Origin of the sequence: Halorussus litoreus (assembly GCF_003382685.1) — an archaeon.
Taxonomy (GTDB): domain Archaea; phylum Halobacteriota; class Halobacteria; order Halobacteriales; family Haladaptataceae; genus Halorussus; species Halorussus litoreus.
Genome location: NZ_QLVG01000055.1, coordinates 1 through 26,113, shown reverse-complemented (window position 1 = coordinate 26,113; position 26,113 = coordinate 1). Strand labels below are relative to the sequence as shown.

At 66.9% G+C, this 26,113-nt stretch carries 30 protein-coding genes and 1 tRNA gene; 16 read left to right on the top strand and 15 right to left on the bottom strand.

All coding sequences use genetic code 11. The features are described 5' to 3' along the window. Positions 1-333: 333 nt before the first annotated feature. On the bottom strand, positions 334-1,584 hold the full coding sequence (locus DPQ64_RS15620) for a molybdopterin molybdotransferase MoeA (RefSeq protein WP_115865245.1): 1,251 nt from the start codon (positions 1,582-1,584) through the stop codon (positions 334-336). Positions 1,585-1,702: 118 nt separating this feature from the next. Here DPQ64_RS15620 and DPQ64_RS15615 point away from each other — a divergent pair, with 118 nt between their 5' ends. The 3 genes from DPQ64_RS15615 (at position 1,703) to DPQ64_RS15605 (ending at position 4,775) form a co-directional block, all read left to right on the top strand. Further along, on the top strand, positions 1,703-2,059 hold the full coding sequence (locus tag DPQ64_RS15615; RefSeq protein WP_115865244.1) for an Hsp20/alpha crystallin family protein: 357 nt from the start codon (positions 1,703-1,705) through the stop codon (positions 2,057-2,059). Positions 2,060-2,077: 18 nt separating this feature from the next. Further along, positions 2,078-3,739 carry an ABC1 kinase family protein gene (locus DPQ64_RS15610; protein WP_198662159.1) on the top strand — a complete coding sequence of 554 codons (1,662 nt, stop codon included), beginning with the start codon at positions 2,078-2,080 and terminating at the stop codon, positions 3,737-3,739. A gap of 106 nt (positions 3,740-3,845) precedes the next feature. Beyond that, positions 3,846-4,775, top strand: coding sequence for a ZIP family metal transporter (locus DPQ64_RS15605; RefSeq protein ID WP_115865242.1), 930 nt, complete (start codon positions 3,846-3,848; stop codon positions 4,773-4,775). A gap of 5 nt (positions 4,776-4,780) precedes the next feature. Here the strand turns inward: DPQ64_RS15605 and DPQ64_RS15600 are convergent, their stop codons facing one another. Then, on the bottom strand, positions 4,781-6,193 hold the full coding sequence (locus DPQ64_RS15600; protein WP_115865241.1) for a DUF6498-containing protein: 1,413 nt from the start codon (positions 6,191-6,193) through the stop codon (positions 4,781-4,783). A 165-nt stretch (positions 6,194-6,358) separates the two neighbouring features. On the opposite strand from DPQ64_RS15600, the gene DPQ64_RS15595 reads away from it, so the two are divergent. The 5 genes from DPQ64_RS15595 (at position 6,359) to DPQ64_RS15575 (ending at position 10,207) form a co-directional block, all read left to right on the top strand. Then, entirely contained in the window at positions 6,359-7,468 is a 1,110-nt protein-coding gene (locus DPQ64_RS15595; protein ID WP_115865240.1) for an aminotransferase class I/II-fold pyridoxal phosphate-dependent enzyme, read from the top strand. A gap of 249 nt (positions 7,469-7,717) precedes the next feature. Next, a complete protein-coding gene (locus DPQ64_RS15590) occupies positions 7,718-7,990 on the top strand; it encodes a hypothetical protein (RefSeq protein ID WP_115865239.1) in 273 nt (90 codons plus the stop codon). A gap of 74 nt (positions 7,991-8,064) precedes the next feature. Further along, a complete protein-coding gene (locus DPQ64_RS15585) occupies positions 8,065-8,445 on the top strand; it encodes a translation initiation factor IF-5A (RefSeq protein ID WP_115865238.1) in 381 nt (126 codons plus the stop codon). After that, a complete protein-coding gene (speB, locus tag DPQ64_RS15580) occupies positions 8,446-9,285 on the top strand; it encodes an agmatinase (protein WP_115865237.1) in 840 nt (279 codons plus the stop codon). A gap of 373 nt (positions 9,286-9,658) precedes the next feature. Beyond that, complete coding sequence (locus DPQ64_RS15575) at positions 9,659-10,207, top strand: peptidylprolyl isomerase (protein WP_115865236.1); 549 nt, start codon at positions 9,659-9,661, stop codon at positions 10,205-10,207. A gap of 35 nt (positions 10,208-10,242) precedes the next feature. Here DPQ64_RS15575 and DPQ64_RS15570 read toward each other — a convergent pair whose 3' ends face one another. The 4 genes from DPQ64_RS15570 to DPQ64_RS15555 form a co-directional block, all read right to left on the bottom strand. Then, entirely contained in the window at positions 10,243-11,454 is a 1,212-nt protein-coding gene (locus DPQ64_RS15570; RefSeq protein WP_157971748.1) for an outer membrane protein assembly factor BamB family protein, read from the bottom strand. Positions 11,455-11,587: 133 nt separating this feature from the next. Continuing rightward, positions 11,588-12,865, bottom strand: coding sequence for an outer membrane protein assembly factor BamB family protein (locus tag DPQ64_RS15565; RefSeq protein ID WP_115865234.1), 1,278 nt, complete (start codon positions 12,863-12,865; stop codon positions 11,588-11,590). Further along, the gene (locus tag DPQ64_RS15560; RefSeq protein ID WP_115865233.1) at positions 12,862-13,401 is read right to left on the bottom strand and encodes a PH domain-containing protein; all 540 of its coding nucleotides are present in this window, start codon (positions 13,399-13,401) and stop codon (positions 12,862-12,864) included. Before DPQ64_RS15560 ends, DPQ64_RS15565 begins: the two co-directional genes overlap by 4 nt. 6 nt (positions 13,402-13,407) lie before the next feature. Continuing rightward, complete coding sequence (locus tag DPQ64_RS15555; RefSeq protein ID WP_115865232.1) at positions 13,408-14,190, bottom strand: hypothetical protein; 783 nt, start codon at positions 14,188-14,190, stop codon at positions 13,408-13,410. A 133-nt stretch (positions 14,191-14,323) separates the two neighbouring features. Here DPQ64_RS15555 and DPQ64_RS15550 point away from each other — a divergent pair. Together DPQ64_RS15550 and DPQ64_RS15545 are read left to right on the top strand one after the other, a co-directional pair. Continuing rightward, positions 14,324-14,408 (top strand) — tRNA-Leu (locus tag DPQ64_RS15550). Positions 14,409-14,728: 320 nt separating this feature from the next. Next, positions 14,729-15,286, top strand: a complete 558-nt coding sequence (locus DPQ64_RS15545; RefSeq protein ID WP_115865231.1) for a DUF5813 family protein — start codon at positions 14,729-14,731, stop codon at positions 15,284-15,286. Between the two features lie 60 nt (positions 15,287-15,346). Here DPQ64_RS15545 and DPQ64_RS15540 read toward each other — a convergent pair whose 3' ends face one another. Beyond that, positions 15,347-15,577: an Lrp/AsnC family transcriptional regulator gene (locus DPQ64_RS15540; RefSeq protein WP_115865230.1), complete on the bottom strand. Its 231-nt coding sequence runs from the start codon at positions 15,575-15,577 to the stop codon at positions 15,347-15,349. Beyond that, entirely contained in the window at positions 15,578-16,273 is a 696-nt protein-coding gene (locus tag DPQ64_RS15535) for a potassium channel family protein (RefSeq protein WP_115865229.1), read from the bottom strand. An 86-nt stretch (positions 16,274-16,359) separates the two neighbouring features. On the opposite strand from DPQ64_RS15535, the gene DPQ64_RS15530 reads away from it, so the two are divergent. Continuing rightward, entirely contained in the window at positions 16,360-16,590 is a 231-nt protein-coding gene (locus DPQ64_RS15530) for an Lrp/AsnC ligand binding domain-containing protein (RefSeq protein ID WP_115865228.1), read from the top strand. Positions 16,591-16,627: 37 nt separating this feature from the next. On the opposite strand, the gene DPQ64_RS15525 is transcribed toward DPQ64_RS15530, so the two are convergent. Beyond that, positions 16,628-17,728, bottom strand: a complete 1,101-nt coding sequence (locus tag DPQ64_RS15525; RefSeq protein WP_115865227.1) for a thiamine pyrophosphate-dependent enzyme — start codon at positions 17,726-17,728, stop codon at positions 16,628-16,630. Between the two features lie 131 nt (positions 17,729-17,859). On the opposite strand from DPQ64_RS15525, the gene DPQ64_RS15520 reads away from it, so the two are divergent. From DPQ64_RS15520 to DPQ64_RS15510, 3 genes are all read left to right on the top strand, one after another. Beyond that, complete coding sequence (locus DPQ64_RS15520) at positions 17,860-18,504, top strand: helix-turn-helix domain-containing protein (RefSeq protein ID WP_115865226.1); 645 nt, start codon at positions 17,860-17,862, stop codon at positions 18,502-18,504. A 178-nt stretch (positions 18,505-18,682) separates the two neighbouring features. Continuing rightward, the gene (locus DPQ64_RS15515; protein ID WP_115865225.1) at positions 18,683-18,976 is read left to right on the top strand and encodes a HalOD1 output domain-containing protein; all 294 of its coding nucleotides are present in this window, start codon (positions 18,683-18,685) and stop codon (positions 18,974-18,976) included. Positions 18,977-19,139: 163 nt separating this feature from the next. Continuing rightward, positions 19,140-20,795 carry an amidohydrolase gene (locus DPQ64_RS15510; protein ID WP_115865224.1) on the top strand — a complete coding sequence of 552 codons (1,656 nt, stop codon included), beginning with the start codon at positions 19,140-19,142 and terminating at the stop codon, positions 20,793-20,795. Between the two features lie 194 nt (positions 20,796-20,989). Here DPQ64_RS15510 and DPQ64_RS18940 read toward each other — a convergent pair whose 3' ends face one another. After that, entirely contained in the window at positions 20,990-21,631 is a 642-nt protein-coding gene (locus tag DPQ64_RS18940) for a hypothetical protein (RefSeq protein WP_157971747.1), read from the bottom strand. Between the two features lie 222 nt (positions 21,632-21,853). Continuing rightward, on the bottom strand, positions 21,854-22,267 hold the full coding sequence (locus tag DPQ64_RS15500) for an Lrp/AsnC family transcriptional regulator (protein ID WP_115865222.1): 414 nt from the start codon (positions 22,265-22,267) through the stop codon (positions 21,854-21,856). Positions 22,268-22,369: 102 nt separating this feature from the next. On the opposite strand from DPQ64_RS15500, the gene carA reads away from it, so the two are divergent. Beyond that, entirely contained in the window at positions 22,370-23,452 is a 1,083-nt protein-coding gene (carA, locus tag DPQ64_RS15495; RefSeq protein WP_115865221.1) for a glutamine-hydrolyzing carbamoyl-phosphate synthase small subunit, read from the top strand. A 45-nt stretch (positions 23,453-23,497) separates the two neighbouring features. On the opposite strand, the gene arsN2 is transcribed toward carA, so the two are convergent. Genes arsN2 through DPQ64_RS15475 form a run of 4 tightly spaced genes read right to left on the bottom strand, consistent with a single transcriptional unit; the run spans position 23,498 to position 25,672 of the window. Further along, positions 23,498-23,971 (bottom strand): arsenic resistance N-acetyltransferase ArsN2, encoded by a 474-nt coding sequence (gene arsN2, locus DPQ64_RS15490; RefSeq protein WP_115865220.1) that lies wholly within the window; start codon positions 23,969-23,971, stop codon positions 23,498-23,500. After that, positions 23,968-24,276, bottom strand: coding sequence for a hypothetical protein (locus tag DPQ64_RS15485; protein WP_157971746.1), 309 nt, complete (start codon positions 24,274-24,276; stop codon positions 23,968-23,970). Before DPQ64_RS15485 ends, arsN2 begins: the two co-directional genes overlap by 4 nt. 3 nt (positions 24,277-24,279) lie before the next feature. After that, a complete protein-coding gene (locus DPQ64_RS15480; RefSeq protein ID WP_115865218.1) occupies positions 24,280-25,266 on the bottom strand; it encodes an arsenite methyltransferase in 987 nt (328 codons plus the stop codon). Continuing rightward, positions 25,259-25,672, bottom strand: a complete 414-nt coding sequence (locus tag DPQ64_RS15475; RefSeq protein WP_115865217.1) for an ArsR/SmtB family transcription factor — start codon at positions 25,670-25,672, stop codon at positions 25,259-25,261. The genes DPQ64_RS15480 and DPQ64_RS15475 overlap by 8 nt, the downstream gene beginning before the upstream one ends. Positions 25,673-25,731: 59 nt before the next feature. Between DPQ64_RS15475 and DPQ64_RS15470 the strand changes: the two genes are divergently transcribed. Continuing rightward, a complete protein-coding gene (locus DPQ64_RS15470) occupies positions 25,732-26,040 on the top strand; it encodes a hypothetical protein (protein ID WP_115865216.1) in 309 nt (102 codons plus the stop codon). Positions 26,041-26,113 lie beyond the last annotated feature (73 nt).

The following is a 26,113-nucleotide window of genomic DNA, read 5'->3' as shown; positions in this document are numbered from 1 at the left end:
CCCCTTTCAGTCCACCCAGACGGCAGTTGGTCGAATCGGGCGAAACCCGGTGGTCAGCCCCACCGAGTGTGAGCCTCGAACCCCGCCAGCCTCCTGCGCTCCTCACTGCGTTCCGGTGCTCGTCCACCGGCAGACGGTCCTGCTTGTCGCTGCGCTCCTGGGCGGGCTGCGTCTGCCGAGCCTGCGCTCGTTCCACTCGCGCAGACTTCGCGCGATTTGGCGCGCCATGAAGGCCGTCGCCGTCCCGCGCACTCCTGCGGTCGCGCACACGAGACCGTTCGACACCGGCGTCACATCTGACGTTCCCTCGGTTGCATCGATTCACTCGTCGTCTCATGGAAGCGCCTCCCAGTCCTGAACCGCGACGATTTCACCTTCCGGAATCCCCTCGCGGCCCTCTGGCACGACGACCCAGCCGTCCGAGAGCGCCACGCTCGACAGCACGCCCGAACCGGAGGCGCTGGTCGGGGTCGCAGTCAGTTCGCCACCGCCCTCGTCTATTTTCACCCGCGCGAACGTCCGGATTCCCGGCTCGCTTCGGATCTTCCGGTCGAGTCGCGCCTCGGTCGTCGGCAGGGAGTCGAGCGGAAGCCCGCCGGCCGCCTTCAGCGCGGGCCGGAGGAACTGGACCGCGTTCACGATTGAGGCCACGGGGTAGCCGGGGAGCATGACGACCGGGGTGTCTTCGACCACGCCCGCGGCGACCGGGTGGCCGGGCTTGAGCGCGACGCCGTGGAACAGCACCTCGCCGAGCTCCGACACCACCTCGGGGAGCAAGTCGCGCTCGCCGACCGAGGAGCCGCCGATGGTGACCACCACGTCCGTCGCGAGGTCGCGCTGGACCGCGGCCCGGAGCGCGTCGGGGTCGTCGGTCACCACGTCGCGGTAGGTGGCCTCGCCGCCCCACCGCTCGACGAACTGCGAGACCGTCAGGCCGTTGGTCTCGACGACCTCGCCCGGTCCGGGGTCCGAGTCGACCAACTCCTCGCCGGTCGGGATCACCCCGACGGTGGGGCGCTCGCGCACCGCGACCGTCTCGACGCCGACCGACCGCAGGAGGCCGAGGTCGGACGGTCGCAGACGATGACCTGCCTCGTAGAGCTGCTGGCCTCGCTCGACGTCCTCGCCCACGGGTGCGACGTTCTCGCCCTCCGCGACGGCGTCGAACACCTCGACCTCATTTCCGAACTCGTCTGTTTGTTCGATCATCACCACCGCGTCCGCGCCCGCGGGGAGTTCGCTCCCCGTGTGAACTCTGACCGCGGCGTTCGCTCTCATTTCGTTCCCTTCATCGGCCTCGCCTGCCTCGCCAGCGCGACGGAGCACTTCCGGCGACCGGTCGCTCGCGCCGAACGTGTCCGCGGCCCTGACCGCGTAACCGTCCATCGCGGCGCGGGGGTAGTGTGGCACGTTCCGGGCCGCGACGACCGCCTCGGCGAGCACCCGCCCGTCGGCCGACCGGAGCGGGATCTCCTCGGTCCGGTCGTGGACCTCGACCGCGTCGAGGAGGCGCTCGCGGGCCTCGGCGAGGCGAGTCCTGTCCTTGAACCCGGACTGCTTGCGGTCCGGTTGCTCTTCGCTCATGCGTAGAAATCCGCTTGCCGCGGGCAAAAGCGTGTGGGAACCGCTGCTCGCCCGAAACCCGTGGGAGCGTGCCGCTCGGACCACACCCTTTTTCGCCCTTCCGTCCCAACACGGAGGTATGTCAGCGCTTCGCGATGCGATGCGGGAGTTGCCGGACGCGGTGTTCGCCGACCTGCTCGAGAGCGACGACGACTACCTGCTGGTCGTCGACCTGCCGGGGGTCACCGAGGAGACGGTCGACGTGAGCGTCGCCGACGGGCGACTCGAAATCGAGGCGCGCCGGGAGAAGGACGTGCCGATGGACTTCTCGTACCTCCAGGAGGAGCGCTCGCTGTTCCTCGACGCCGACCTGCCGCTCCCACCGGACGCGACCGGCGCGGGCGCGAAGGCGACCATCGACCGGGGCGTGCTGGAGCTGCGCCTGCCCAAGCGGTCGGCCTCGCCGGAGCAGGAAATCCCCATCACCGGTCGGTGACCACGCGGGGTGGTCACACTGGTCGAACTCCGCGCCTACCGACGGTTCTTCGTCGTGGCGTATCACTTCCTGCCGCTGCTGGTGAGCTACGCCCGCGACCGTCGCCGATTCCTGCTGTTCGGACGCTCTCGCCGTGTCGACAGCGAGACGCGAGTCGAGCGGGCCGAGACCCTGCTGGAGTCGCTGCTGACGCTCGGCCCGACGTTCATCAAGCTCGGCCAACTGCTCTCGACCCGCCCCGACGTGCTCCCGCCCGAGTACGTCGAGGTCCTCGCCCAGTTGCAGGACGAGGTGCCGCCCGCGCCGTGGGCCGACGCCCGGGTCGTCCTCGAAGAAGAGGTCGGCCCCGTCGAAGAGCGGTTCGACGACTTCGACACCGACGCCATCTCGGGCGCGAGCCTCGGACAGGTGTACACCGCGAGGGTCGACGACCGGGAGGTGGCCGTGAAGGTCCGTCGGCCCGACATCGAGGACCTCGTCGCGGCCGACCTCCAGGTCGTCCGGTGGTCGTTGCCGGTGCTGCTGTACTTCGTCGGCGACGCCCGGGCGTTCTCGCTAGAGACCCTCGCCGAGGAGTTCGGCCGGGTCATCCGACAGGAGATGGACTACGAGCGGGAGGCCGAGATGCTGGCAGAGATCCGGGCCAACTTCGAGGGCGACGACGCCGTGGCGATTCCGGCGGTGCTGGAATCCCACTCCGGGCCGCGCGTGCTGACCATGGAGTACATCGAGGGGACGAAGATCAACGACGTCGAGGAGCTCGACGCGCTGGGAATCGACCGCCACGAGGTCGCGGTGAATCTCCAGCGAGCCTATCTCCAGATGATGCTGGAGGACGGCGTGTTCCACGCCGACCCACATCCGGGTAATCTCGCGGTCTGTGACGATGGCACCATCGTCTTCTACGACTTCGGCATGTCCGGACGGGTCGACGAGTTCGTCCAGAACAAGATCGTCGACTTCTACGTCTCGGTCGCGAATCGGGACATCGACGGTATCCTCGACGCGCTCGTCGAGATGGGGACGCTCAGTCCCGAGGCCGACCGCGAGACGATGGGACAGGTGATGGAACTCGCCATCGAGGACGCTCGTGGCGAGAACATCGAGACCTACCGCGTTCAGCAGATCGTCTCCCAGGTCGAGGACACCATCTACGAGTTCCCGCTCCGACTGCCGTCGAACCTCGCGCTCGTACTCCGGGTCGCCACGGTCGTCGAAGGGGTCTGTGTCACGCTCGACACGGACTTCGACTTCATCTCGGTCGCGACCGACTACCTCAGCGAGCAGGGCTACCGCGAGGAGACCATCCGGCAGTACGCCACCGAGACGGGCGACCAGCTCCGGCGGTCGGTGGAGTCGTCGGTGCGCGTCCCGCCCAAGCTCGAGGACGCGCTCGACCGCATCGACCGCGACGACTTCTACGTTCGCGCGGACGTCGAGGACAGCAACGACGTGTTCGAGCGACTCGCCAAGCGGCTCGTCTACGGGATGTTGCTGGCGTCGGGCGCGTTCTCGACCGCGTTCCTCTACGCCACCACGGAGGTCCGGGCGGCCGCGGTCGCGGCGACGTTCTCGCTCGGCGTCGCGGTCATGCTCTACCGGACGTTCCGCAAGCGCAAGGGAACGCGGGTGACGCCGCAGTTCACCCGCCACGAGATGCGACGGCGCGGCGGCGAGTAGTCCGCAGTAGCTCGTCGCCGAACCGCTTCGCCCCGAGTTTTAGGATAGCCAAAAACAGATTTCTGTTTTGGAAACTCTTTTTTGTGTAGGCTGTGTTGGTTCGGACATGGCACTGGCCGAGAACCTCGTACTCGTGTTCGTCGCGGGGCTCCTGACGGCGCTGGCGACCGGGCTCGGCGCGCTTCCCTTTTTCTTCGTCGAGGAGTTCAGCGACCGGTGGAACGTGACGCTGTGGGGCCTCGCATCGGGCATCATGGTGTCGGCGTCGCTGTTCGGCCTCGTGAACGAGGGACTGGCCTACGCCTCGGGCGGCTTCCCGACGCTGATGGTCGGCGGACTCCTCGCTGGCGTCGTGCTGGTCGAGGTCTCCGACCGGACGCTCGACGCGGTGGACCTCGAGGACGATCATCAGGACGACGAACGCGACGGCGGCGAGGACACCGCCGAAATTCCAGATCCCGAAGCGGACGAGACGGTCCACGCGGACGGCGGAGGCCACGGCCACGACGAGCACGCGATGGAAGCGAAGGCGTTCGCGGAGGGCGACTTGAAGACGCTCGTGCTCATCCTCGGCATCCTCACCGTCCACAGCTTCCCGGAGGGCGTCGCGGTCGGCGTGTCGTTCGCGGAGCTCGGACTGGAGGGCGGCATCGGGATACTCGGCTTCTCGGTCCCGCTGCTCGCGGTGTTCATGACGGTCGCCATCTCCATCCACAACATCCCCGAGGGGACCGCCATCGCCATCCCGATGCGAGCGATGGGGCTGTCGAACTGGCGGATGGTCGGCGCGGCGGTGTTCTCCAGCCTGCCCCAGCCCGTCGGCGCGGTGATCGCCTTCGCGTTCGTCCGCTGGGCCGAGGCGTTCCTCCCCTTCGGCTTCGGGTTCGCAGCGGGCGCGATGGTGTATCTGGTCCTCACGGAGTTCGTGCCGGAGGCGCTCGAAACGGGGGCGGACCTGCCGAACGGCGGCCACCGCGAACTTCTGATCGGGCTCGCGGTCGGCATCGTGGCGATGGTCCCGCTGATGTACGTGTAGTGGGCTCAGGCGTTGTACAGCGAGACCCACAGCAACGGTCCGACGACCGTGGCGGTCGTCGGTACCAAGACGACCGCGACCCCGACCGCGTCGGCGGTCGACACACCGGGCGCGAGATACAGCCCCGCCGGAATGGCCAGGAACAGACCGGCGAGACCGACCGCGGCGACCGCGACCCCGCGGTTTGGCTCGTCCTGACTCGCGTCGACGTACGGGAATCCGAGCGCGTCGAAGGCGATGTCGGCGTCCGAAACCGGTCCGACTCGAAATCTCGCGTCGTCGGCCTCGAACGTGACCACGGTCGTTCCGAACAGTTTGCTCGTGATCCGTCGTTCGACCGAGCAGTCTCGGATGGCGTCGATCTCGCAGGTCCACTGCGGTTCGTCGAGCCACTCGTCGTAGCAGACGAGCGTGTCGCCCCGACGCCGGTATTCGAGCGTCCCGTACCGGACGTAGTGGACCAGCAGGTTCGCGCCCGCGACGGCCGTGACCACGGCTCCGCCCACGACCAGTCCCGGGAGGCCGAGTAAGGTGATCGCCAGTACGCCCCCGAGGACGCCCAGCAACCCGCCCCGGGACACGAGCGCCAGCGCCACGGGTATCAAGCCGGTGAAAAGCACTGCGGAGGTGTCGGTCCCGACCCGCGCGTCGACCGGTCGGTCAGGTGCGGTGACCGCCGGTGGCGGGTCGCCCGTCTCGTCGACGCCGAGCAGCCATTCGCCGACCCGGAGCGGCGGTCTGTCGAGGTGGTCCACCCAGAACCCGTACGCGTCGGTCAGGGTCTTGAGCGCGACCACGACGACCAGCAGCACCGTACCAGCCGCGCGGGACTCGTCCAGCACCGCGAGCAACGGCAACAGGCAGAAGACGAGGATCATCTGCCTGCTCGGCGTGGTCGCGGCCGACCGGGCCGAGACGTCGGTGTACTCCCCGCCGCCGAGGTACTCGGTGCGGAACTCGGCGAGTCGCGTCACCAGCAGTCCGACACCGGACAGCAGGACTGTCGTCAGGAGGGTGCCAGACGCCTCGGCTACGAAATCGGCCACCACGAGCGCGCCGATGCCGCCCCAGACGAACAGAAACGTGGCACCCATCCCGAGCGCGAAGGGTAGATTCCGAGGGTAGATCGGAGGCCAGCCCTCGACGACTCGGACGCCGCCGCGTTTGTCCAGCAGTTCACGGAACGGGAGGTCCGACCCGGCGTACCGGGCCGAGGGGACGCGCTCGGCGAACAGCATCTTCAGTGCCGCAGTCGCGGCCGTCACGACGCCCTCGACGCCATACAGCACGAGGAGCGCCGCGAGGTCCCAGTTCCAGACGATCACCCCGACCAGCGGGAGGAGGTTCCCGGCGATGAGTAGCCCACACCGGCCAGCGCTCCGGAGTCGGTCGCTTTCGGTGGAGTCGGTGGGGGCCATCGTACTGGAGGCACCGACCTCGCCGACTTAGCTGTGGCGGAGTCGGCAGCCGGATCGGCGTCTATGGAGTGAACGCTGCCGAGGAGATAAACGACCGAGCCGCGGGTTCGGATCGACGCCTGCCCCTTCCAATGGCTTTACGCTCGTTCCCGACGACTTCGCGGCATGGACATCGCACCGTTCGGACTCGAACGCTGGTTCGCAGAGTACGAGCACGAGGCCGACATCATGCTGGCCGAGAGCGGAATCCGGAGTCTCGACGCGAGCAGGTTCGACCTCGATCCGGGGAAACTGGGGTACGTCATCCCGACGAACGGCGACCCCGAGTTCCGAGCCGAGGTCGCCGACCGGTACGACCGCGGGGCGGACGAAGTGCTGTTCACCTGCGGGACCCAGGAGGCGAACTTCCTCGCGTTCCTGTCGCTTCTGGGCGGTGGCGGACCGAGCGACGATGGTGACCACGGTGACGGCCACGCGGTCGTCGTCGCGCCGACGTATCAGGCGCTCCACGCCGTGCCGGAAGCGGTCGGCGACGTGACGAAGGTGTGGCTCGAACCGCCCGAGTGGGAACTCGACGTGGACGCCGTGGCCGACGCCGTTCGCCCGGAGACGAACGTCGTCGTGCTCAACAACCCGAACAACCCGACGGGCCAGTATCATCCCGAGGAGAAAGTCCGCGCGCTGTACGACCTCGCCGAAGACGAGGACGCCTACCTGCTCTGCGACGAAGTGTACCGGCTGCTCGCCGACGAGCCACTCGCGCCGGTCGCCAGCATGGGCGAGCGCGGCGTCAGCACGACCAGCCTGACCAAGGCCTACGGCCTCGCCGGACTGCGGTTCGGCTGGCTCGCTGGACCCGAGGAGGTGGTCGAGGCGGCGTGGCAGTGGAAAGACTACACCACCATCTCGCCGGGAATCGTCGGCCAGCACGTCGCCCGGCAGGCGCTCGGCGAGCAGGAGGACGCGATTCTGACCGAGAACCGCGACCTCGCGGCGCGCAACTGCGAGCGCGTGCGGGAGTTCGTCGCCGACCACGACCTGTCGTGGGACGACCCCGTGGGCGTCAACGGCTTCGTGACGATCCCCGACGGCTTCTCGGGAAGCAGGGAGTTCTGCCGGACGGTCGTCGAGGAGGAGAGCGTCGTGCTCGCGCCAGGTGACCTGTTCAGTTACGACGACTACTTCCGCATCGGGTTCGGCCTGCCGACCGACGAACTGGCCGAGGGGCTGGCGCGCGTCGGCGACTGCATCGCGCGCCACGGACGATCCGATTGACGAGGTAGCTTTCCAACTCGCGCGATTAGCCGGCCGTGCACACTGTTGTCACGACAGCGAGTGCCCCGATTACAAAAACACCCTCATAATAGGTTTTAAAACTTCTAAAGCATTCTAAGGCGGTTGTAAAAGGTCGATTTACTTGCGTGAAACCGGGAGAAACCGGAGCGTCGTCGGTGAAAGACGCGAATTCTTCCGAAGGCTCTCTCCGTTATATGGGGCCGGGGTTCGTAGAACTGGATAAGAACGATGTCGAACGCTCCCTCCACCCTCGACACTCAGCGCGTGACCGGTAGCGCGGACGAATCGACCAGCAGCCATACCGAACTCGCCCGCTCGCTCCGGAAGACGGCGACGAACCAGTTCCGCTTCGCGGGGTTCTGGTCGGCGGTCCTGCTCCCGCTGGCGTACGTGCCGATGCTTATCGGCGGCGTCGCCGGGAGTCAGCCCTCGCTGGTCGCGGCTCTGATGGCGCTCCACGCCGCCGCGCTCGTCGCCGGGCACGACTACCGCAAGGACTGACGACGACGTGGTCCCCGAAGCAGTGGAAAACGCATTCCAAACTGTTTATACTGTCCCATCCGCTATCCGGCCATATGGCAAGAGAGCAGAAGGAAGTGCGGGACCTGCAGGAGGGCAACTACGTGATGATCGACGACGCCGCGTGCGAGATCAACTCCTACAGCACGGCCAAACCGGGCAAGCACGGCAGCGCCAAGGCCCGCATCGAGGCCGAGGGCGTCTTCGACGGGAAGAAGCGCAGCCTCTCCCAGCCCGTCGACGCGAAGATCTGGGTCCCGATCATCGAACGCAAGCAGGGGCAGGTCGTCTCCGTCGAGAGCGACGACGTCTCGCAGGTCATGGACCTCGAAACCTACGAGACCATCACCATCAAGACGCCCGACGGCGTCGACCTCTCGCCCGACGACCAGATCGAGTACCTCGAGATGGACGACCAGCGGAAGATCCTCGAATAGATGTTCCCTGGCGCGACCGCCGACCGCGAGGCGGCAGACTACGTGGTCGTCGGCGCGCCTCTCGACGTCTCGACGACGTTCCAGCCCGGCGCGCGCTTCGGCCCGGACCGAGTCCGGCGGTTCGCCCGGACGTACGACGACTACGACGCGCGCACCGGCCACCACTTCTCTGACCTCGCGGTCCACGACCACGGCGACGTCCGCGCGTGGGACGACGCCGAGGAGTATCTGGAGTACCTCGAAGGCGTGGTGACCGACGTGCGGTGGGACGACGCCCTCCCGCTCGTGCTCGGGGGCGAGCACACGGTCACGCTCGCGGGCGTGCGGGCGACCGACCCCGACGTCTTCGTCTGTCTGGACGCCCACCTCGACCTCCGCGAGGCGTACGACGGTAACCCGCTGAGCCACGCCACGGTGACCCGCCACGCGCTCGACACCGCCGACGAAGCCATCATCCTCGGCGCGCGGACCGGCAGCGAGGACGAGTGGGACCGAGCCGCCGAATCGGACGTGACGGTCGTCGCGCCGGAGGACGTGGCCGACTGGTCGCCCGACTTCGACGCGAGGGGCGACGGCGACGAGGAACAGTCGGTCTACCTCACCGTCGATATCGACGCGGCCGACCCGGGGTTCGCGCCCGGCACCGGGACGATGGAGCCGTTCGGCCTCGAACCGCGAGAGATGCGCGACGCGGTCCGAGCGGTCGCCGAGACTTCCGAAGTCGTGGGGTTCGACGCCGTGGAGGTCAACGACCGCGACGACGGACAGGCCGCCGCGCTCGCGGGTAAACTCGTCCGGGAGTTCGTGTTCGCGCACGCCGCGGCAGCCGGCGGGGAGTGAGGCGGGCCAGCAGCCTTTCGACTTGGTAGTCCGAACCAATCGTCAGCATCGACAGCCCGACCAGCCGCCAACTTCGACCGGCTGACCCGACAACTGCTGTCCTGGTGGATGAACGGGCGAGGCGGGCTCGCGGCCGAAGGCCGTGGTCGCCTCAGCGGGCACTATTCGAGCGAGCGAAGCGAGCGAGAATATCCCGGTGAGCGACCGCGAGCGCGCCGAGGGCTTTCGAGACCGCGATCCCAATGTTGCTGGCAGAGCTACCGAGGATTTTGATACCGCTGCTGAAGCTCGTTCGATTCCTGCCCGACGTAGTAAGAACTCAGTTTGAAACATCTCCGGCAGGACTTTCAGTCGGGCGACCCTCTGCTCGGGTATGGCAGACCAACTGACAGCCACGCTCCACACGAACCGCGGCGACATCGAAGTAGAACTCTACGACGAGCGCGCTCCGACGACCGTCGAGAACTTCGTCAATCTCGCGGAACACGACCCGGCCGCCGACGCCGACCCCGCACCGGGGACCACGACGTGGGAGGACCCACAGTCCGGCGAGACGCGCGGCGACGCGCTGTACAACGACGTTGCCTTCCACCGGGTCATCGAGGACTTCATGATCCAGGGCGGCGACCCGACCGAGACCGGCCGCGGCGGCCCCGGCTACGAGTTCGAAGACGAGTTCCACGACGAACTGCGCCACGACGACGCCGGAGTCCTCTCGATGGCCAACAGCGGCCCGGACACCAACGGCTCGCAGTTCTTCATCACGCTGGACGCCCAGCCCCACCTCGACGACCGCCACGCGGTGTTCGGCAAGGTCGTCGACGGCATGGACGTGGTCGAGGAGATCGGCGCGGTCTCGACCGACCCTAACGACCAACCGCAGGAGGAGGTCGTGCTGGAGTCCGTGGACGTCCACGAGTAACTGCACGACTACTTCTCCACGACGTCGTTTCGACGCTATTCCACGACGTCGTACGCTTCCATCGGACTTTGGCCTCGACACAGCACCAGCGTCCCGTCGTGAAACACCGCTTCGGTCGTCTGCGGGTGCGTCGCCGAAGTGTTGAGCGCCCCGACGAGTTCGGCTTCGGCCGATCCCCGGTCGACCGCGTGGAGTTCCGACTGCGTCGCGACCCAGACGGCGTCCGGACCGACCGCCAGCGCCGAGTCACGATTGAACGGCACGTCTGCTCGCCACACTTCCTCACCGCTCACGACGTCGAGCGCGACGACCGCGCCACCGTCGACGCCCGTGAAGAGGCGGCCGTCGGTGAGTACCGGCTGGCGCGGAATCGTTCCGTCCAGTCGAACCTGCCACTTCTTCGAGCGGTCCTCGAGCGATATCTTGGCGACCCGGGACGTCCACGCGCAGTACAGCGAGCCGTCGGCCACGATGACCGGGAACTCGCTACCCTGTTCGAGAACCCACTGCTCGCGTCCGGTCTGGACATCTATCGCGTGTATCGTCGGAGCTCCCGTGGTACCCACGTAGATCGTGCCGTCGACGACGGGTGAGGCCTCTCCCACGGAATTTTCGTGCTCCCACGTCCAGCGCTCCTCGCCGGTCTCGCGGTCGAACGCCGTGAGGCGGCTCCCCTCGCCCTCGCTCCACGACCCGGCCACCGCGAACTCCTCCGAGGCGCGTACCGGGGGGCGAGCTGACCCTCCAAGGTCGGCAGTCCAGCGCGTCGACTGGTCGTCGGTGTCGACCGCGTACAGCGACCCATCGCCTTTGCGGTCCGCCGCGAACACGGCGTCGCCGTCGACCGCGGCACCGCGGAGGGTCGCGTCGGGCGCCGCCGACCACTGGGTGGCCCCCGTCTCGATTTCGACGGCGTGAACCCCGTTGCTGCCCGGAAACGCGTACATGGTCGGTCCCTCGACGACGGCTTCGTAGCTCCTGATCCCCGACCGCCATCGGAGGTCGAGCCGGTCGGACTCCGCGGCGGTCGGGGCTTCCGTGGTCGTCTGCTCGGTGGTCGTCGGTTCGTCGGTCGTCTGTTCGTCGGTCCCTGCTACCTCGGTCGCGGTCTGGCTACCCGATGAGACTGCCTGCTCGTCAGCGGTCGCCTCCGCTTCGGTCGTCGTCCCGCCGTCGGTGGACTGAAGCCGCAGACAGCCCGCGCTCGACGCGACCACGAGGGAGGCCAGGAGTGTCCGTCGCTTCACGGTCGCGTGTCGGACTACGACCTCATTAATCACCCGAAATGCGACACTTCGCCACCACGACACGCCCGGAAAATCGTTCACTCGCTCGGTGGCGACGGCTCCCTCGGTGTCGCGGGGACCTGCGCTCGACGGCTCACTCGGTACCGACGAGTCCGTACGCCGCAGTGTCGCTCGTGGCGACGAGCAGCCCCGAGGCGGGCACGATTTGCTCGACGATTTCGTCGATCTCGAACCGTGCGACCTCGTCGCCCGACTCGCGGTCGAAGCCGTGGACTCCCGCCTCGGTTCCGACGTAGACGGTGTCACGGGTCACCGCGGGCGAACTGTACTCGCCGGTTCCGGTGTCTACTTGCCACTCCAGACTTCCGTACTCCGAACCGAACGCGTAGACGGTCGAGCCGGCTCCCATAGCGTACACCGTCGAATCGCCGACGGCCGGCGTGATGTGGGTCGACCCGTTCGTCTGACCTGCCCACGCCCGGGAGCCGTCGTCGACCCCGAACGCGTGGATCATGTGGCCGACATCGCCTGCGAACACGCGGCCGTCTGCCATCGACGGGGCGCTCGACGTGCCGCCGCCAGAGAGGCCTCCGCTCCGCCACAGCTCGGTCCCGTCGTCGGCGTCGAGTCCGACGACCTTCCCGGGGTTTTGGTTGCTGCTCTGGGTCAGACAGATCGTTCCGTTTCGGACCGCGAGACCCCAGACGTTCTCCTCGAATTCCTGGGACCGCCAGGCGCTGTCGCCGGTCTCGACGTCGATCGCGTACACCGACGTCCCGTCGACGACGTACGCGGTGCCGTCGCTCGCCGAGTGGAACTGGTAGTAGCGAGCGTCCACGTCGGCGGTCCACCGCTCGTCGCCGGACTCGGGGTCGAACCCGCGTACTCCGGCGTCACCGGCCACGACGAGCGTCCCGTCGATGATGGCTTGGTCGTTCGGACCGTCGACCTCGACCGACCACTCCGGCGTCCCGCTCGTCGGGTCGAGCGCCCATACGGTGTCCTCGGTGTTCGACGCGACGTACGCCGTGCCGTCGCGAAACACGGGTTCGGTCAGGTCGAGCGGGATTCCTTCATCGCCCGGTTCGAACGTCCACACCGCCGTGAGGTCGCCCCGGACCCCGTCGACGTCGGCGTACCGCTGGTTGGCGGGGCCAGCGTGGGGCATCGACCACCCGCTGGTCACCGTTTCGGGTGCCTCTGGAGTCGCGGTCGTGGTTTCGGTCTCAGTCTCTGTTTCGGATTCGGTCCGGACTTCGTCGTCGGTCGTCGACGCGTCAGAAAACCCAGCTTCGGTTGTGCCGTCCGGCCCGCCCTCGGTTTCGGTCGCGTTCCCTTCGGTGACCGACCGGAGACAGCCCGCAGTCGAGAGAACTGCTCCGGCCGCGAGAAACTGTCGCCGCCGCATCATTCGCTTGCCGAATCGTTCGAGACGAGGTGTCGTTTCACAGCCTCGCGAACCGACGCTGGATCGTCGACGTTGTCGAAGACGATGTGGCCCATCCCGCGGGTCGCGCCGGTCGAGAGGAACGCCACGCTCCCGATCCCCAGCACGGTCTCGATGCGACCGCGTCGGAGCTCGTGGCTCCGGATCTTCGAGAGCGGGAGTTCGCGCGAGTGGGTCCGGTACAGCAGCGAGTACTCTCGTCGGACTCCCCGGGTCGTCACCACGTATCGCATCCGCTTGAGGATGTACAGTCGGACCAGGAACCGGACCGCGCCAGCCGCCGTGAGGAAGCCGACGATGAGGACGCCGATCTCGGTGAACTCCGGTGCACCGAGCAACTCGGGGTTCGCCAGCAGGATCACCGTCGCGAGCAGTCCCGTCGCTACCGTCAGCCCGAGCCAGATCAGCGTGGGTTTCAGCGTCGGATGCGTTTCGAGGAGCGCCGTCTCGGCGTCCTGTGACGAGTCGCCGTCGCTCTGCGTCTGGGTCGTTGCGGACATGGGTTCTCAGGGGAGGGTCGTTGCAGCGAGGATGGAGCCCACCACGTAGATGGCGGGCGAGACGGCCACGATCGACACGACCAGTCCGGCGGTGAACCGGCTCGTGTGGTGGTTAATCCGCGATCCGAGGTACAGCGAGTAGAGGTAGTACAGCAGCGCGACCACGAGGAGCGCAATCGCGACCGTCCCGCCGGTACTCAGTTGAGAGACCTCCACGGGGCTGGGCCGGCCGCCCGGCAGGCCGACGGGCGCGCCCAGCACGTCGATGAAGAAGTAGACGAACTCGGCCTGCCAGTAGATGAGGAGCCCGTCTGCCACCTCTACGGCCGTACTCGTCGAGAGGTACCAGACCGCGGTGAAGATCGCCGCGAGGTACGCGCTCGTGCTGTAGACGACCGTGTGGAGCGTCTGGAGGAACCCCTGCGAGGATCGCGTGGCGATGACCCCGGTGTGGAAGGTGATCAGCGTCAGCGCCGCCGCGGCCGTCAGGAACGCGCTGTTCTGGACGAGCGAGGAGACGAACCGCCACGCCGAGTCGGGGTTCCCGACGACCGGCGCGACGAGTCCTGCGAACGCGGTCGGCGCGGTCGTCCCCCCGACATCACCGAACCCCGCCAACGTCAGCGGGATCGCATACAGCAGGAGGTTCAGGAAGTAGATCACGGTGAGACGAGCCGTCAGTCGGAGCCTCGCCAGTCGTTCGGATGCGTACGTGTCGGTCCGCGCCGCGACGAACGACGACGGGTTGAACAGGCTGTAGAACAGTCCTCTGGCGAGTCCGCCGATCATGTGCTTCGTCCGTATCGTGTGGTACCCTCAAATTAATACTTTCGACAGATGGCCCAGCGACGGTCGGACCAGCAAGTGACGAGTGCGGCAGGACCGAAACCCACTTCCTGCCGACCCGACAATCGGGAATCGCGCGAGGGTTGCCCAGCCTGGCCAACGGCGGCGGGCTTAAGACCCGCTCTCGTAGGAGTCCATGGGTTCGAATCCCATCCCTCGCATACGACCGACGACCTTTTGCTGCGCTCAGGACCGGTGAGCCGATGGCTCACCGGTCCTTCGCTGGCAAAAGCTCGACCAAAAACACTGCGTCACCCCCTCACTCGCGCCTTCGGCGCTCGTTCGAGGGTTCCTTGGTCCGCTCGCTCACATCCGTTCGCTCGCGGTGGAATCCTCGTGTGAAACCGCAACCGCAACCGCGACAGCAACTGCAACTGCAACAGCGACCGCACAGCCACAGCAACCGCGACAGCACCGCCATCGAGATTTCGACCGTCCCGGAGCGAAACCCACATTCCGCCGAGACACCTACGAACCGCCAATGACCGACGAGCGAGTCGAACGCGCGTTTCGGGAGCATCCGTCGTTCGAGCGGGTCGACGACGAAAACGACGAGTTCGAAACCACGTTCACGTCGCTCGACGGCGTGGTAAGCGTGATCGGCGAGTCGAGCGGCGAGGAATCGGAAGACGAGTCCGACCGACGCGAGTACCGCGTGGCCGTCACGACGCCCGGTATCGACGCCGTGGTCGCGGGCGAGACGGTCGCCGAGGTCGTCCGGGACGGCTGGTTCGAGACGCTGGAGCGCCGACTGGCCGACGCCCACACCGTCGCCAGCGCCGACGAGGCCACGCCACCGACCGTCGAGCGCGAGGGCGAGGACGTGGTAATCACCGTGGACTTCGTGCAGGGCGACCCCGACCGCGCGGCCGAGGACGCGAAGGCCATCGTCGAGTACGTCGAGGGGACGTGGGTCCAGGGTCTCATCCCCGGCTACGACTACCGCGAGCCGGCGGCCGGGTTCCGCGAGCGCGCGAAGCAGAACTACGACGAGGGAGATTCGGGCCCCACGGGTGACGCGGGCGGGACACCACTGTAAGAGAGACACCGCGAAAGGTGGCTTGCGAGAAGTTGCCTATGAAGGGTGGCGCAGGCGAAGCTACTCCATCGCGATGTAGGTCTGGGTCCCCTCGACGCCCTGCACGCTCTGGATGCCGTCGGCCGCGATGGCCTTCACGTCCGCCGGCGAATCAACGTCCAGCTTGGCGATGAGGTCCACGTCGCCAGCGACGATGTGGGCGTCGACCACGCCGTCGAGGTCGAGGATGGCGCTCTTGAGCCGGTCGGCCTCGCCGGTGTTGGCCTTCACCATGACGTAGGCGATGACCATCTACGATCCCCCCGCCATCGCGTCCGCGGTGGCTCTGCTGGCGTCCCCGACCAGGATCTGGCGCACGTCTTCGAGCACCTCGAAGTCGGCGAGCACCGCGACGCGGTCGCCGACCGCCAGCGAGTCGTCGGGCAGCGGGATGCCCATCGCCTCGTCGGCCTTGCCGAACGCGAGAATGCGCGAGTTCGCCGGGAGCGAGAGTTCGCCCATCGAGTAGCCCTTCACCGGCGAGTCGTCGGTGATGGTGAGCTCGACCACCTGGAGGTTCTGGGCGATGTCGGCAATGGCCCGGACGTTGCCGCCGAGCAGGGCGTTCTTCGCACCGATGGCCCCCAGCCGTTCGGGGTACACCACCTCGTCGACGTCGCTGGCGAACTTCCGGTAGATGTCCTCGCGGTAGTCCTCGTCGATGCGCAGGACCGTGCGCGCGCCGTGGTGTTTGCCGACCATGCACGCCGCGAAGTTGACGTTGAGGTCCCCCGTGAGCGCGCCCACCGCGTCGGCGGACGCGAGGTCGGCCCGCTCTAACACTTCCTCGCGCGCGCCGTCGCCCTCGACCACCTCGAAGTCGTCGTTGCGCGCCCGCTGGGCCTTGGTGGCGTCGGCCTCCACGATGGTGACGTCGTGGCCCTCCTCCCGGAGCACGCGGGCGGTCCGCAGCCCGACTCGACCTGCACCAATGATAACGAATCGCATGGTATGAAGTACGCTACGCGCGACGCATTCAATAATGTTACCCCACCCGAAGGTTTTTGTCGCATGGTACAGAATCACACACAGCGATGGTTCACGCGTTCATCATGGTGAAGACCGCCGCCGGGCGGTCCGAAGACGTGCTGGCGTCCGTGCGCGAACTCGACCGGGTGTCGGAGGCCCACGTCGTAGCCGGCGACTTCGACATCGTGGTCGAAGCCGACGCCGAGGAGGTGTACGACGTCCTCCACGCCGCCTCCTCGGACGTCTCGGGTCTCGACGGCGTCGCCGACACCAAGACCTACATGGCTATCGACTGAGCGCGATTCCTATCTGCGTCAGCTCACTCCAGTCGCGTCAGTGATCGAGTTCCTGGACGTCGCGTTCCGCGCGGAACGAGTCGAGCCACGCCTTCTGGTCGCGCAGTCTCGGCGGAAGGTCCTCGTACACCCGGTCGAACACGTCGTGGGGGTCGCCCGGTTCGACCGACTCGGCGCGCTCGACGGCCTCGTCGAGTTCCTCCTCGACCGCCGCTTCGACCTCCGCGACGAACTCGTCGTCGAGGACGCCCTGCTCGCGGAGGTACGACTCGTACCGATCGACCGGGTCGGCGGTCCGCCAGTCGGGCAGCTCGCGGGCGGTCTCCTCGTACTGACTCGGGTCGTCGCTGGTGGTGTGGGCACCCTGCCGGTAGGTCAGGCTCTCGACCAGCACCGGGTCGCCCGCCCGCGCGCGGTCGAGCGCGGCCGCGACCGTCCCGCGGACCGCGAGCGGGTCGTTGCCGTCGACCTGCACGCCCTCGAACCCGTACGCCTGTGCCTTCTCGGCGATGCTGTCGCTTGCGGTCTGGCGGTGGCGCGGCAGGCTAATCGCCCACTCGTTGTTCTCGCAGAAGAAGACGGTCGGCGCGTCGAACACCCCCGCGAAGTTCAGCCCCTCGTGGAAGTCGCCCTCGCTGGTCGCGCCGTCGCCGAAGTAGCAGAGCACGGCCGAGTTGTCGTCCTTGCTATTTCCATCATCGCTGCCTGCCTTCGCGCCGTCGCCCTTCACCGCTCGTTCGTAGTTCATCGCCATCCCGACGCCGGCGGCGTGGGGAATCTGGGTGGCGATGGGCACAGCCTGCGGGAAGTTCGGAACGTCGTGGTCCGAGTGGAACTCCGGGCGGCCCCGCCGGAAGAGGAGGATGTCGCTAATCGGCACGCCGCGGGCGATCTGCATCGCGTTCGACCGGTAGGTCGGGAACAGCCAGTCGTCGTCGGCCATCGCCATCGCGGCCCCGACTTGCGAGCCCTCCTGACCTCGATACGGTGGCCAGCTGCTCATCCAGCCGCGTCGCTGGAGCGCCAGCGCCCTGTCGTCGAACGCCCGCGCTCGGACCAGTTCCCGGTAGGTTGCCCGCGCCTCCTCCGGAGAGAACGCCACCTCCGAGAGGTCGCGCTCGCCGATGATTCGGTTCATGAACCGCGGTTTGGCCGCCCCTCGCATAGTGGTTCCGGAACTCGGAGACCATTTGTGGACTGCGAATTCGCAAGCAACCGCCAGTCGGTCACCCAAACGCCCTTCCGGAACCGCGTCGAAGCTCTGATCCCATGAGCGTCATCGCGGCGGTCTCGGTTCCTGTCGAGGAGTTCCCGCTCGGCCGGGCGCTCGCGGCCTCGCCCGACGTGCGGGTCGAACTCGAACGCATCGTGCCGACGGGCGATGCCGTCCTGCCGTTCTTCTGGGTCTGGGGCGACGACGTGGACGCGCTCGTGACCGCGGTCCGCGAGGACCCCGAGGTCGGCGAGATCGCGGTGCTCGACCGCGTGGAGGGCGGCGCGCTGGTCCGTGCGACGTGGATCGATGGGCTCGAACTCGCCGCGGGCATCGCGGAGTCGGGGGTGACCCTGCTCGAAGCCTACCGGCAGGAAAAGTTCTGGCGGCTCCGCCTCCGGTCGCCAGACCACGAGGCGGTCGTCGCACTCCAACAGTACTGCGCCGACCGGGACATCGACCTCCAACTGGAGTGGATTCACACGCTCGCCGACGTCGAAGCCGGCGAGCGGTACGGCCTGACCGACGACCAGCGCCGGACCGTCGCGGCGGCGTTCGAGGCGGGCTACTTCGACGACCCGCGCGCGGTCACGCTCGAAGAGTTGGCCGAGCGCTTCGAGGTCTCCCCGCGGGCGGTCTCAAAGCGGCTCCGACGGGGCCTCCGTAACCTCGTCTCTGCGACCGTCGTAGTCGAGGACTGAGCCCGCTTTATTCGTGACGCCCATATAAACCCGTTCGGTGCTGAACCGGACAGCGTACCCTCTCGGCTCCCGAACAGTGCAGCAGAGGAGTCCTCGTCCGGGACCGGGCGCAGTCTCCTTCGGGGACCGCTCCCCGTCCGGAGCCCGGCACTGCGGACGCCCGACATCGATTCAATCCATGAGCGAGAAGCAATCAGAACTCCGTCGCGAGACGAACTCGACTGACGACGTATCGGACGACGAACCGCTGAGCCAGACCGTGGTGACCGCCGTGGCGACCGCCTCGGGTACCGACCCGACCGCTATCGACCCGCTGGCCGAGTCCATCGATCCGGACGCGCTCGACGCCCTGTTCGATGACCGACACGACGGCACGACCCGGGACGCCGGCACCGTCCGCTTCTCGTTTTTCGGCTACGACGTCGTCGCGACGGGCGACGGCTGCGTCTCGGTGGTGGAGCCCAACCAGTAGCGGAGCGAATCGGTAGCTGAGTCGGGGGGGGGGGGGGGGGGGGGGGGCCCCCCCCCCCCCCCCCCCCCCCCGACTCAGCACGTCGAATTCTTCAACAGCCACGGTTCCCGATAGCTACGCCGATTCCCCAACGGTTAACGCGTCTCCGGCGCACGTCTCGGACATGACAGCGGCTGCTGACCACATCTTCACGAACGCGAAGCTCTACGCTCTCGCCGACCCCGACACTGGCGGATCCGGCGACGACACCGGCGGTTCCGGCGACGGTCGAGCGGACGACGAGGGGCCCGCGCCGACCGCGGAGGCCGTCGCGGTCCGCGACGGCGAGATCGTCCGGATCGGCGACGCGTACGAGATCGACTTCCTGAACGGCGTCGACACCGAGGTGGTCGACCTCGGCGGGCGCGTGCTCCTGCCGGGCTTCATCGACGCCCACACCCACCTCCAGTACCTCGGGCGCTCGCTGGTCCACGCCGACCTCTCGGCGGCCGACTCGCCCGACGACTGCGTGGCGCTGCTGGCCGAGTCCGCGGAGAGTGACGAGAGTGCGGACGACGGCCGAGACGACTGGGTGCTCGGCTTCGGCTACGACGAGTCCACGTGGAGCGAGTCGCGGTATCTCACCCGCGAGGACCTCGACCGCGTCAGCGACAGTCGACCGGTCGCGGCGTTCCGCGAGGACATGCACATCGCGGCGGTCAACTCGGCCGCGCTCGACCGGCACATCGACGAGATGCCCGACGCCGACGTTCGGACCGCGGACGGCGAGCCCACCGGGGTCGTGGTCGAGGAAGCCGTGGACGTGATCTACGAGGCCATCGAGCCCGACGCCGAGGCGACGCGCGAACTGCTGGAGGCCGCCCAGCGCGAGGCACATCGATTGGGCGTCACGGGCGTTCACGACATGGTCCGTGACTCGCGCGCCCCGCAGGTGTACCGAGAGATGGAACTCGACGGCGACCTCTCGCTACGGGTCCGGCTCAACTACTGGTCGGACCACCTCGACGCGCTCGTCGAGACCGGCCTCCGGACCAACCACGGCAGCGAGTTCGTCCGGGTCGGCGGCGTCAAGACGTACACCGACGGGAGCCTCGGCGGCCGGACCGCCAAGCTCTCGGAGCCGTACGCCGACGCCGAGGAGTCGGACACCGGTGCAGACGAGGACGCCGAATCAGCGACCGGCCAGTGGGTAGTCGCGCCCGACGAACTTCGCGAACTGGTCGACCGCGCCGACGGCGAGGGGTTCCAGCTGACCGCTCACGCCATCGGCGACGAGGCCGTCGAGGAGGTGCTGTCGGCCTACGAGGCGGCCAGCGACCCCGGCGGTGCCCGCCATCGAGTCGAGCACGCCGAACTCGTCTCCGACGAGAACGTCGAGCGGTTCGCCGACTCGGGCGTCGTCGCCTCGGTCCAGCCCAACTTCCTCAAGTGGGCGCGCGAGGGCGGTCTCTACGACGAGCGACTCGGCGCCGAGCGCAGGCGGACCGCCGACCGGTTCGCGGACCTGCTCGACGCGGGTGCGAACCTCGCGTTCGGAAGCGACTGCATGCCGCTCGACCCGCTGTTCGGCGTCCATCAGGTGGTCAACGCGCCCGAGGACTGTCAGCGCCTCTCGGTCACCGAGGCGCTTCGAGCGTACACGCGCGGGGCCGCCTACGCCGGGTTCGACGAGGACCGACTCGGAACCATCGAGGTCGGGACGGAGGCGGACTTCGTCGCGCTGGAGCGCTCGCCGTGGGCCACTCCGGAGGAGATCGCGGACATCGACGTGGCGCTGACGGTCGTGGACGGCGACGTGGTGTACGACAACCTAGAATAGGATTTGGGATTTTCGCCTTTCACCCACGGAGGATTCGTAGTGGGTGTCCGAAACTACGAGTCTTCGTCGCTGGACTCCCCGCTCTTGTTCGCCGTGAGCGTACGGTATCGAGTACCGTCATCACTCGTTGCCTCTGCTTCGGAGACCGATTCGTTCTCGGAACTCGAATTACCGGTATCAGTCATTGGTGCAATCTATGGCGGCGAGAGAGTTAAATACTTCCCTGATAGGATGTACCAGGCAAAACTCACCGCAAGTACTACGGTTACGCCGAGGCCGACCCAAGCCTCTTGTTTTGTGAATTCACCGAGATGGAATATTCCAGCAGCAGAAAGGAAGACGACGCCGACGAGCAGAAAATAGAGCGTCCGACGGAACCGTTTTGAATTTATCTCCATTACTCGCTTGTTCTCCTCGATTATCTCCCCGTACGAGCCAAGAACACGTTGAATGTGAGTGTGAAACTTGGCGTCATCGGACTCGCTGAGATAGTATCCGACATTGTAATTGAGTCCAATTCGAAATCTGCTACTAAGATACGTCACGATAGCGGCCCCCATCGCAGCCAATAGACTCAGAACCCCCAGTGTGAATGCGAGTTCGGCAGGGATTGATGTGGTTCCAATCTCGACTCCGTCGAGGTTTGCAGCTAATGATAGAACTGAAAATACGAGTCCGATGAGAATACCGATTAACCGAGTGATGTGTTCCGCTTTATCATCGATGCCGTTGATTATCGATATTTGCGTCTCGATTGTCCGCTCTAGTCGATCAGCCGCGTCGAGATATGGATCGGAGTCATTCGGTTCGGGGGACTCATCAGAATCACGTGTCACATTTATCAGCTTGAGGGAAGGATTAGACATTCTTGAAAGTAACTATTTACCGTCATTTCCGCCGTCAATAGCTATCGTTTCACAACTATACTTTATCGCTTGTTGGTCCGTGAAGATGTTGCTGTCGTACGGAAAGGACCTATATTCCGAGTGGGACCATTTTGAGCAGTCAGCATAAACGGCGCCAGAAAATATCGAGCGAAAGTGAAATTTGAGAGTGACTTATCCCAACTTCTCGTCCAGAATCAGCCGCGTCTTCGTGTTGACGACCTCCTCCAGCTCGCGCGCCTCCGTGATGAGTTCGTTCACGTTCTGGGTGTCCGCGGCGTCGACGACCAGCACGATGTCCTCCTCGCCCGAGACTTGCCAGACGAAGTCGACTTGCTCCCACTCGGCCACCCGCTCGGAGAGGCTCGCGGTGTTGACGTCCACCGCCACGTCGAGTTCGATCATCGCCTTCACGTTGCCGGTCCGGGTGGTGACGGTGAAGCGCTCGATGACGCCCTCGTCGGTCATGCGCTCGACGCGGTTGCGGACCGTGCCCTCGCTGGTGCCGACCGCGTCGGCGATCTCGGTGTAGGGCTTTCGTGCGTCGCGTCGCAGGATGGAGAGGATGTCGCGGTCGAGTTCGTCCATAGAGATTCGTCAATAGACGGGGACCCCACTTGACGATTACGAAATTCGTAATCTCGCTACGAAAGCAAGGTTTATACCCCGGTATTCCGTATGAATCTCGTAATGTCGGACGCATACGTCGCGCTGGAGGGTGGCAGCGTGGTAGAAGCCCGCTGTCGCGCTCCGGGGACGTCCCACGGAGAACTGGTGTTCACGACCGCGTACACGGGCTACGAGGAGAGCCTGACCGACCCCTCCTACGAGGAGCAGGTCCTGACGTTCTCGTACCCGCTCATCGGGAACTACGGCGTCCGAACCGAGCGATTCGAAGACGACGAGGTCCACCCCAGCGCGGTCGTCGCGCGCGAACTCACCGACGACGTGGCCGACTGGCTCGCCGACGAGGGCGTCCCGGCGGTCGACCGCCTCGACACGCGCGACCTCGTGGGCCAGATCCGCGAGGGCGGCGCGATGAAGTGCGGCGTCTCCGCCGGCCCCGACGCCTCGCCCGCGAAGGCGAAGGACGCCCTCGCGGACTGCCCGGGGATGAGCGACCACGCCGACATCGGCGCGCAGGTCAGCGTCGAGGCGGCCGAGACCTACCGGCCCGAAGCATCCGGGACCGCGGACGATCTCGACGTGGCGCTGGTCGACTGCGGCGCGAAGGGGAGCATCCGGTCGTCGCTGCTCGACCGCGGCGCGACGGTCCACGTCCTCCCGTACGACGTCCCGGCGGGCGAAGTGGCCGACCTCGACCCGGACGTTCTCTTCGTCTCCAACGGGCCGGGCGACCCCGCGAACTTCGGAGCCACACAGTCACTGGTCGAGGAGTTCGCCGGCGAGATTCCGCTCGCGGGTATCTGTCTCGGCCAGCAGATCGTCGCCCGCGCGCTCGGCGGCTCGACCGAGAAGATGGACTTCGGCCACCGCGGCGTCAACCAGCCGGTGCTCGACCTGAACACCGACCGCGTGGTGATGACCACCCAGAACCACGGCTACACGGTCGCCGACCCCGGTCCGGAACTCGACGTGACGCAGGTCAACGTCAACGACGACACCGCGGAGGGACTGGAGAGCGACGATCTCGGCGTCATCACGCGCCAGTACCACCCCGAAGCGAATCCCGGCCCGCACGACAGCCTCGACTTCTTCGACGACGTGCTCGCGCTGGCCGACGACCGTCGAACGCCCGTGGCCGCCGATTGACCGCGTTCAGTCATCGACGGTGATTGCGGCGGACTGAGCGTCTCGTTATCGAATCTCCTTCCGCATGCAGGTCGCCGAACTCGGACAAAGCTTCGCGAACTCCGCGGACTCGCGAACATCCGTCGGCGCGTTCTTCCGAGCGATCTCCTCGTAGCCCCGGCGGTCGAAAAAGTCCGCCGCGGTCGTGGTCAGCAGGTACAGCGTCTCAACTCCGCTCGCCCGCGCCGCGTCCTCCAGCGCGTCGCAGAGCGCTGCACCGTACCCCCGATCGCGATTCGGCTCGGTGACGACTACAGACCGGAGGACACCGTTCGAATCGTACGTTTCGACCCCGCCGGTGCCGATCAGCTTGGCGTCGTCGACCGCGCAATCGTCGTCCACGCCGTCGTACGCGAGGAAGAACTGCGCCTCCGTCGTCCGCACGTCGCGAGTCGGGAGTTCGTTGTCCGCCAGCAGGGCTTCGATGCGGTCGAGGTCCGCGTCGTCAGCCTCGCGGAGAGTTATCGAATCGGTGGTCATGCACAGCAGTTCGCCGCGTTCACCTCGTCGCTAGAAGTCTGCGTGACGGTGATTCTGGCCGTCTCGCCGAGGTCGAACGCGAACCCCCGACACTGCCGGAAGCAGCGGACCAGCCCGTAGGCCCGCCGCGTGGCGACGGCCAGTCCGGCGAGTGTCGCGACGACGACGGCCCCGGCCAGCGGCTCGCTGACGGCCCAGAGCGCGATCGGGACCGCGAGCACCATGGCGTAACTGACGAGCACGTTCCGCCACGTGGGGTTCCTGAGTGCGATGCGATCTTGCGGGTCGAGCGGTGGTCGTGACATCGGTTAGCGGGCCTCCTCGGCGGTATCGTTCTCGGCGGTTTCGCTCGTTGCTGTACCAGCGGGTTGCGTCGACGGCTTCTCGGCTTCGATGGTCGCCGCGACGACGTAGTCGCTCAGATCGCGCTCGGGGTCCCACTCGCGGATGAACTCGTCGCTGTCGTCCTTCGGCTCGATGGAGACGTCCGCGAATCGGGCCTCGGTCACCATCTCCTCCAGCGCGGGGATTGACGCCGCGCCCGCCACGCAGGCCGACACCGACTCCGGGTCGGCACGCACGTCGTCTGGCAGTTCGCTGGTCAGGACCACGTCGGAGATGGCGAGGCGACCGCCGGGTCGGAGGACTCGATGGGCCTCGCGAAACACCTGCGGTTTGTCCGTCGAGAAGTTGACCACGCAGTTCGAGAGAATCACGTCGACAGAGGCGTCGGCGACCGGGAGGTGTTCGATCTCGCCGAGTCGGAACTCGACGGTCTCCGCGTCGTTCTCCTCGGTGTTCGCGCGGGCCTTCTCGACCATCTCGGGCGTCATGTCGACGCCGATCACTCGACCGTCCGGGCCGACCTCCCGCGCGGCGAGGAAGCAGTCGAAGCCGCCGCCCGAGCCCAGGTCGAGGACCGCGTCGCCCTGTTCGAGGCTGGCGATCGCGGTCGGGTTCCCGCAGCCGAGCCCGAGGTTCGCGTCCCCGTCGACGGCGGCGAGGTCGTCCTCGGAATAGCCGAGCTTCCGCGAACGGTCCGCGTCGGCGTCGAGACCGGACTCGGCAGTCGACTCCTCGCCGGCCGCCGCGTCGCCGCAACAGGATGCCGGTTCGGCGTCCTCGTCGCCGCAACAGGATGCCGACGACCCCGTCGCGATCCCGGCGTACCGGTCACGTACCGCGGTTCGTTGCTCCGAGGCGTCGAGACCGCCACCGTCCGCGTCGGCCGCGTCGTTCACGTCCGCATCGTTCGCTTCGGAGTCGAAGTCGGCAGTGGAGCGTTTCTCACTCATCGTCGACACCCCTCGTGTCGTCGAGAACGCCGAGGAGTCGCTCCGCTCGCGGCGTCGCGCTGTAGTAGCGCCACCGGCCGTCCTTCCGGCGCTCGACCAGCCCGGCACTGAACAGCCGCGAGAGCGCCTGACTGACCGCGCCCTGACTCACTCCGAGCGCGGGCTCCAGTTCGCAGACGCAGACCTCGTCGTCGCCGTCGGCGATGAGCCGGAGCGCCTCGTAGCGAGTGTCGTTGCCGAGGGTCGCCAGCGTCTCGACGTCGGCCGCGATGGCCGACTCCGTCAGGGAGTGGCCGACCGGCCGACAGCAACCGGTCGTTCCTTCGCCTCGCGCGTCGGATGGCCGACCGTCGACGTTTGGCCCCCGATCCTCGGATTTCGGACCGTCAGTCTGTTGCCCACTCATTTTAGCACGTGCTAATATTAGACTCTGCTAATATAACAGTTGGGGTCGTCGTTTGGACGATGGGCGAGGGAAGCGACTATCCGGTGCGACGACGCTGGATTTACGTCCACGCCAAGCGAGTCGGTCGAGACACGATGCTACTCCAGCTCGCCTTCGGATTCGTGGTCCTCGTGGCGGCCTCCTACGTCGGAACCACGATGGCGCTCAGGGGATTCTTCGGTCGAGAGTACTACGACCCGTCCGGTAGAGGGCAGTCCGGCGACCCACCGGGAGACGACGGCGCTTCGAGAACCGACGACGTACCGAGGGCGAACGATGTCGCGCGCGACGGCACCGACCGCGGACGAGACCGGTCCGACCAGCAGTAACCGACGCCGGTCGTCCGGGGACGGCGGGTCGGTTGCCGTGCAGACGTGGGCAAGACAACCGCCGCCCGGTCGC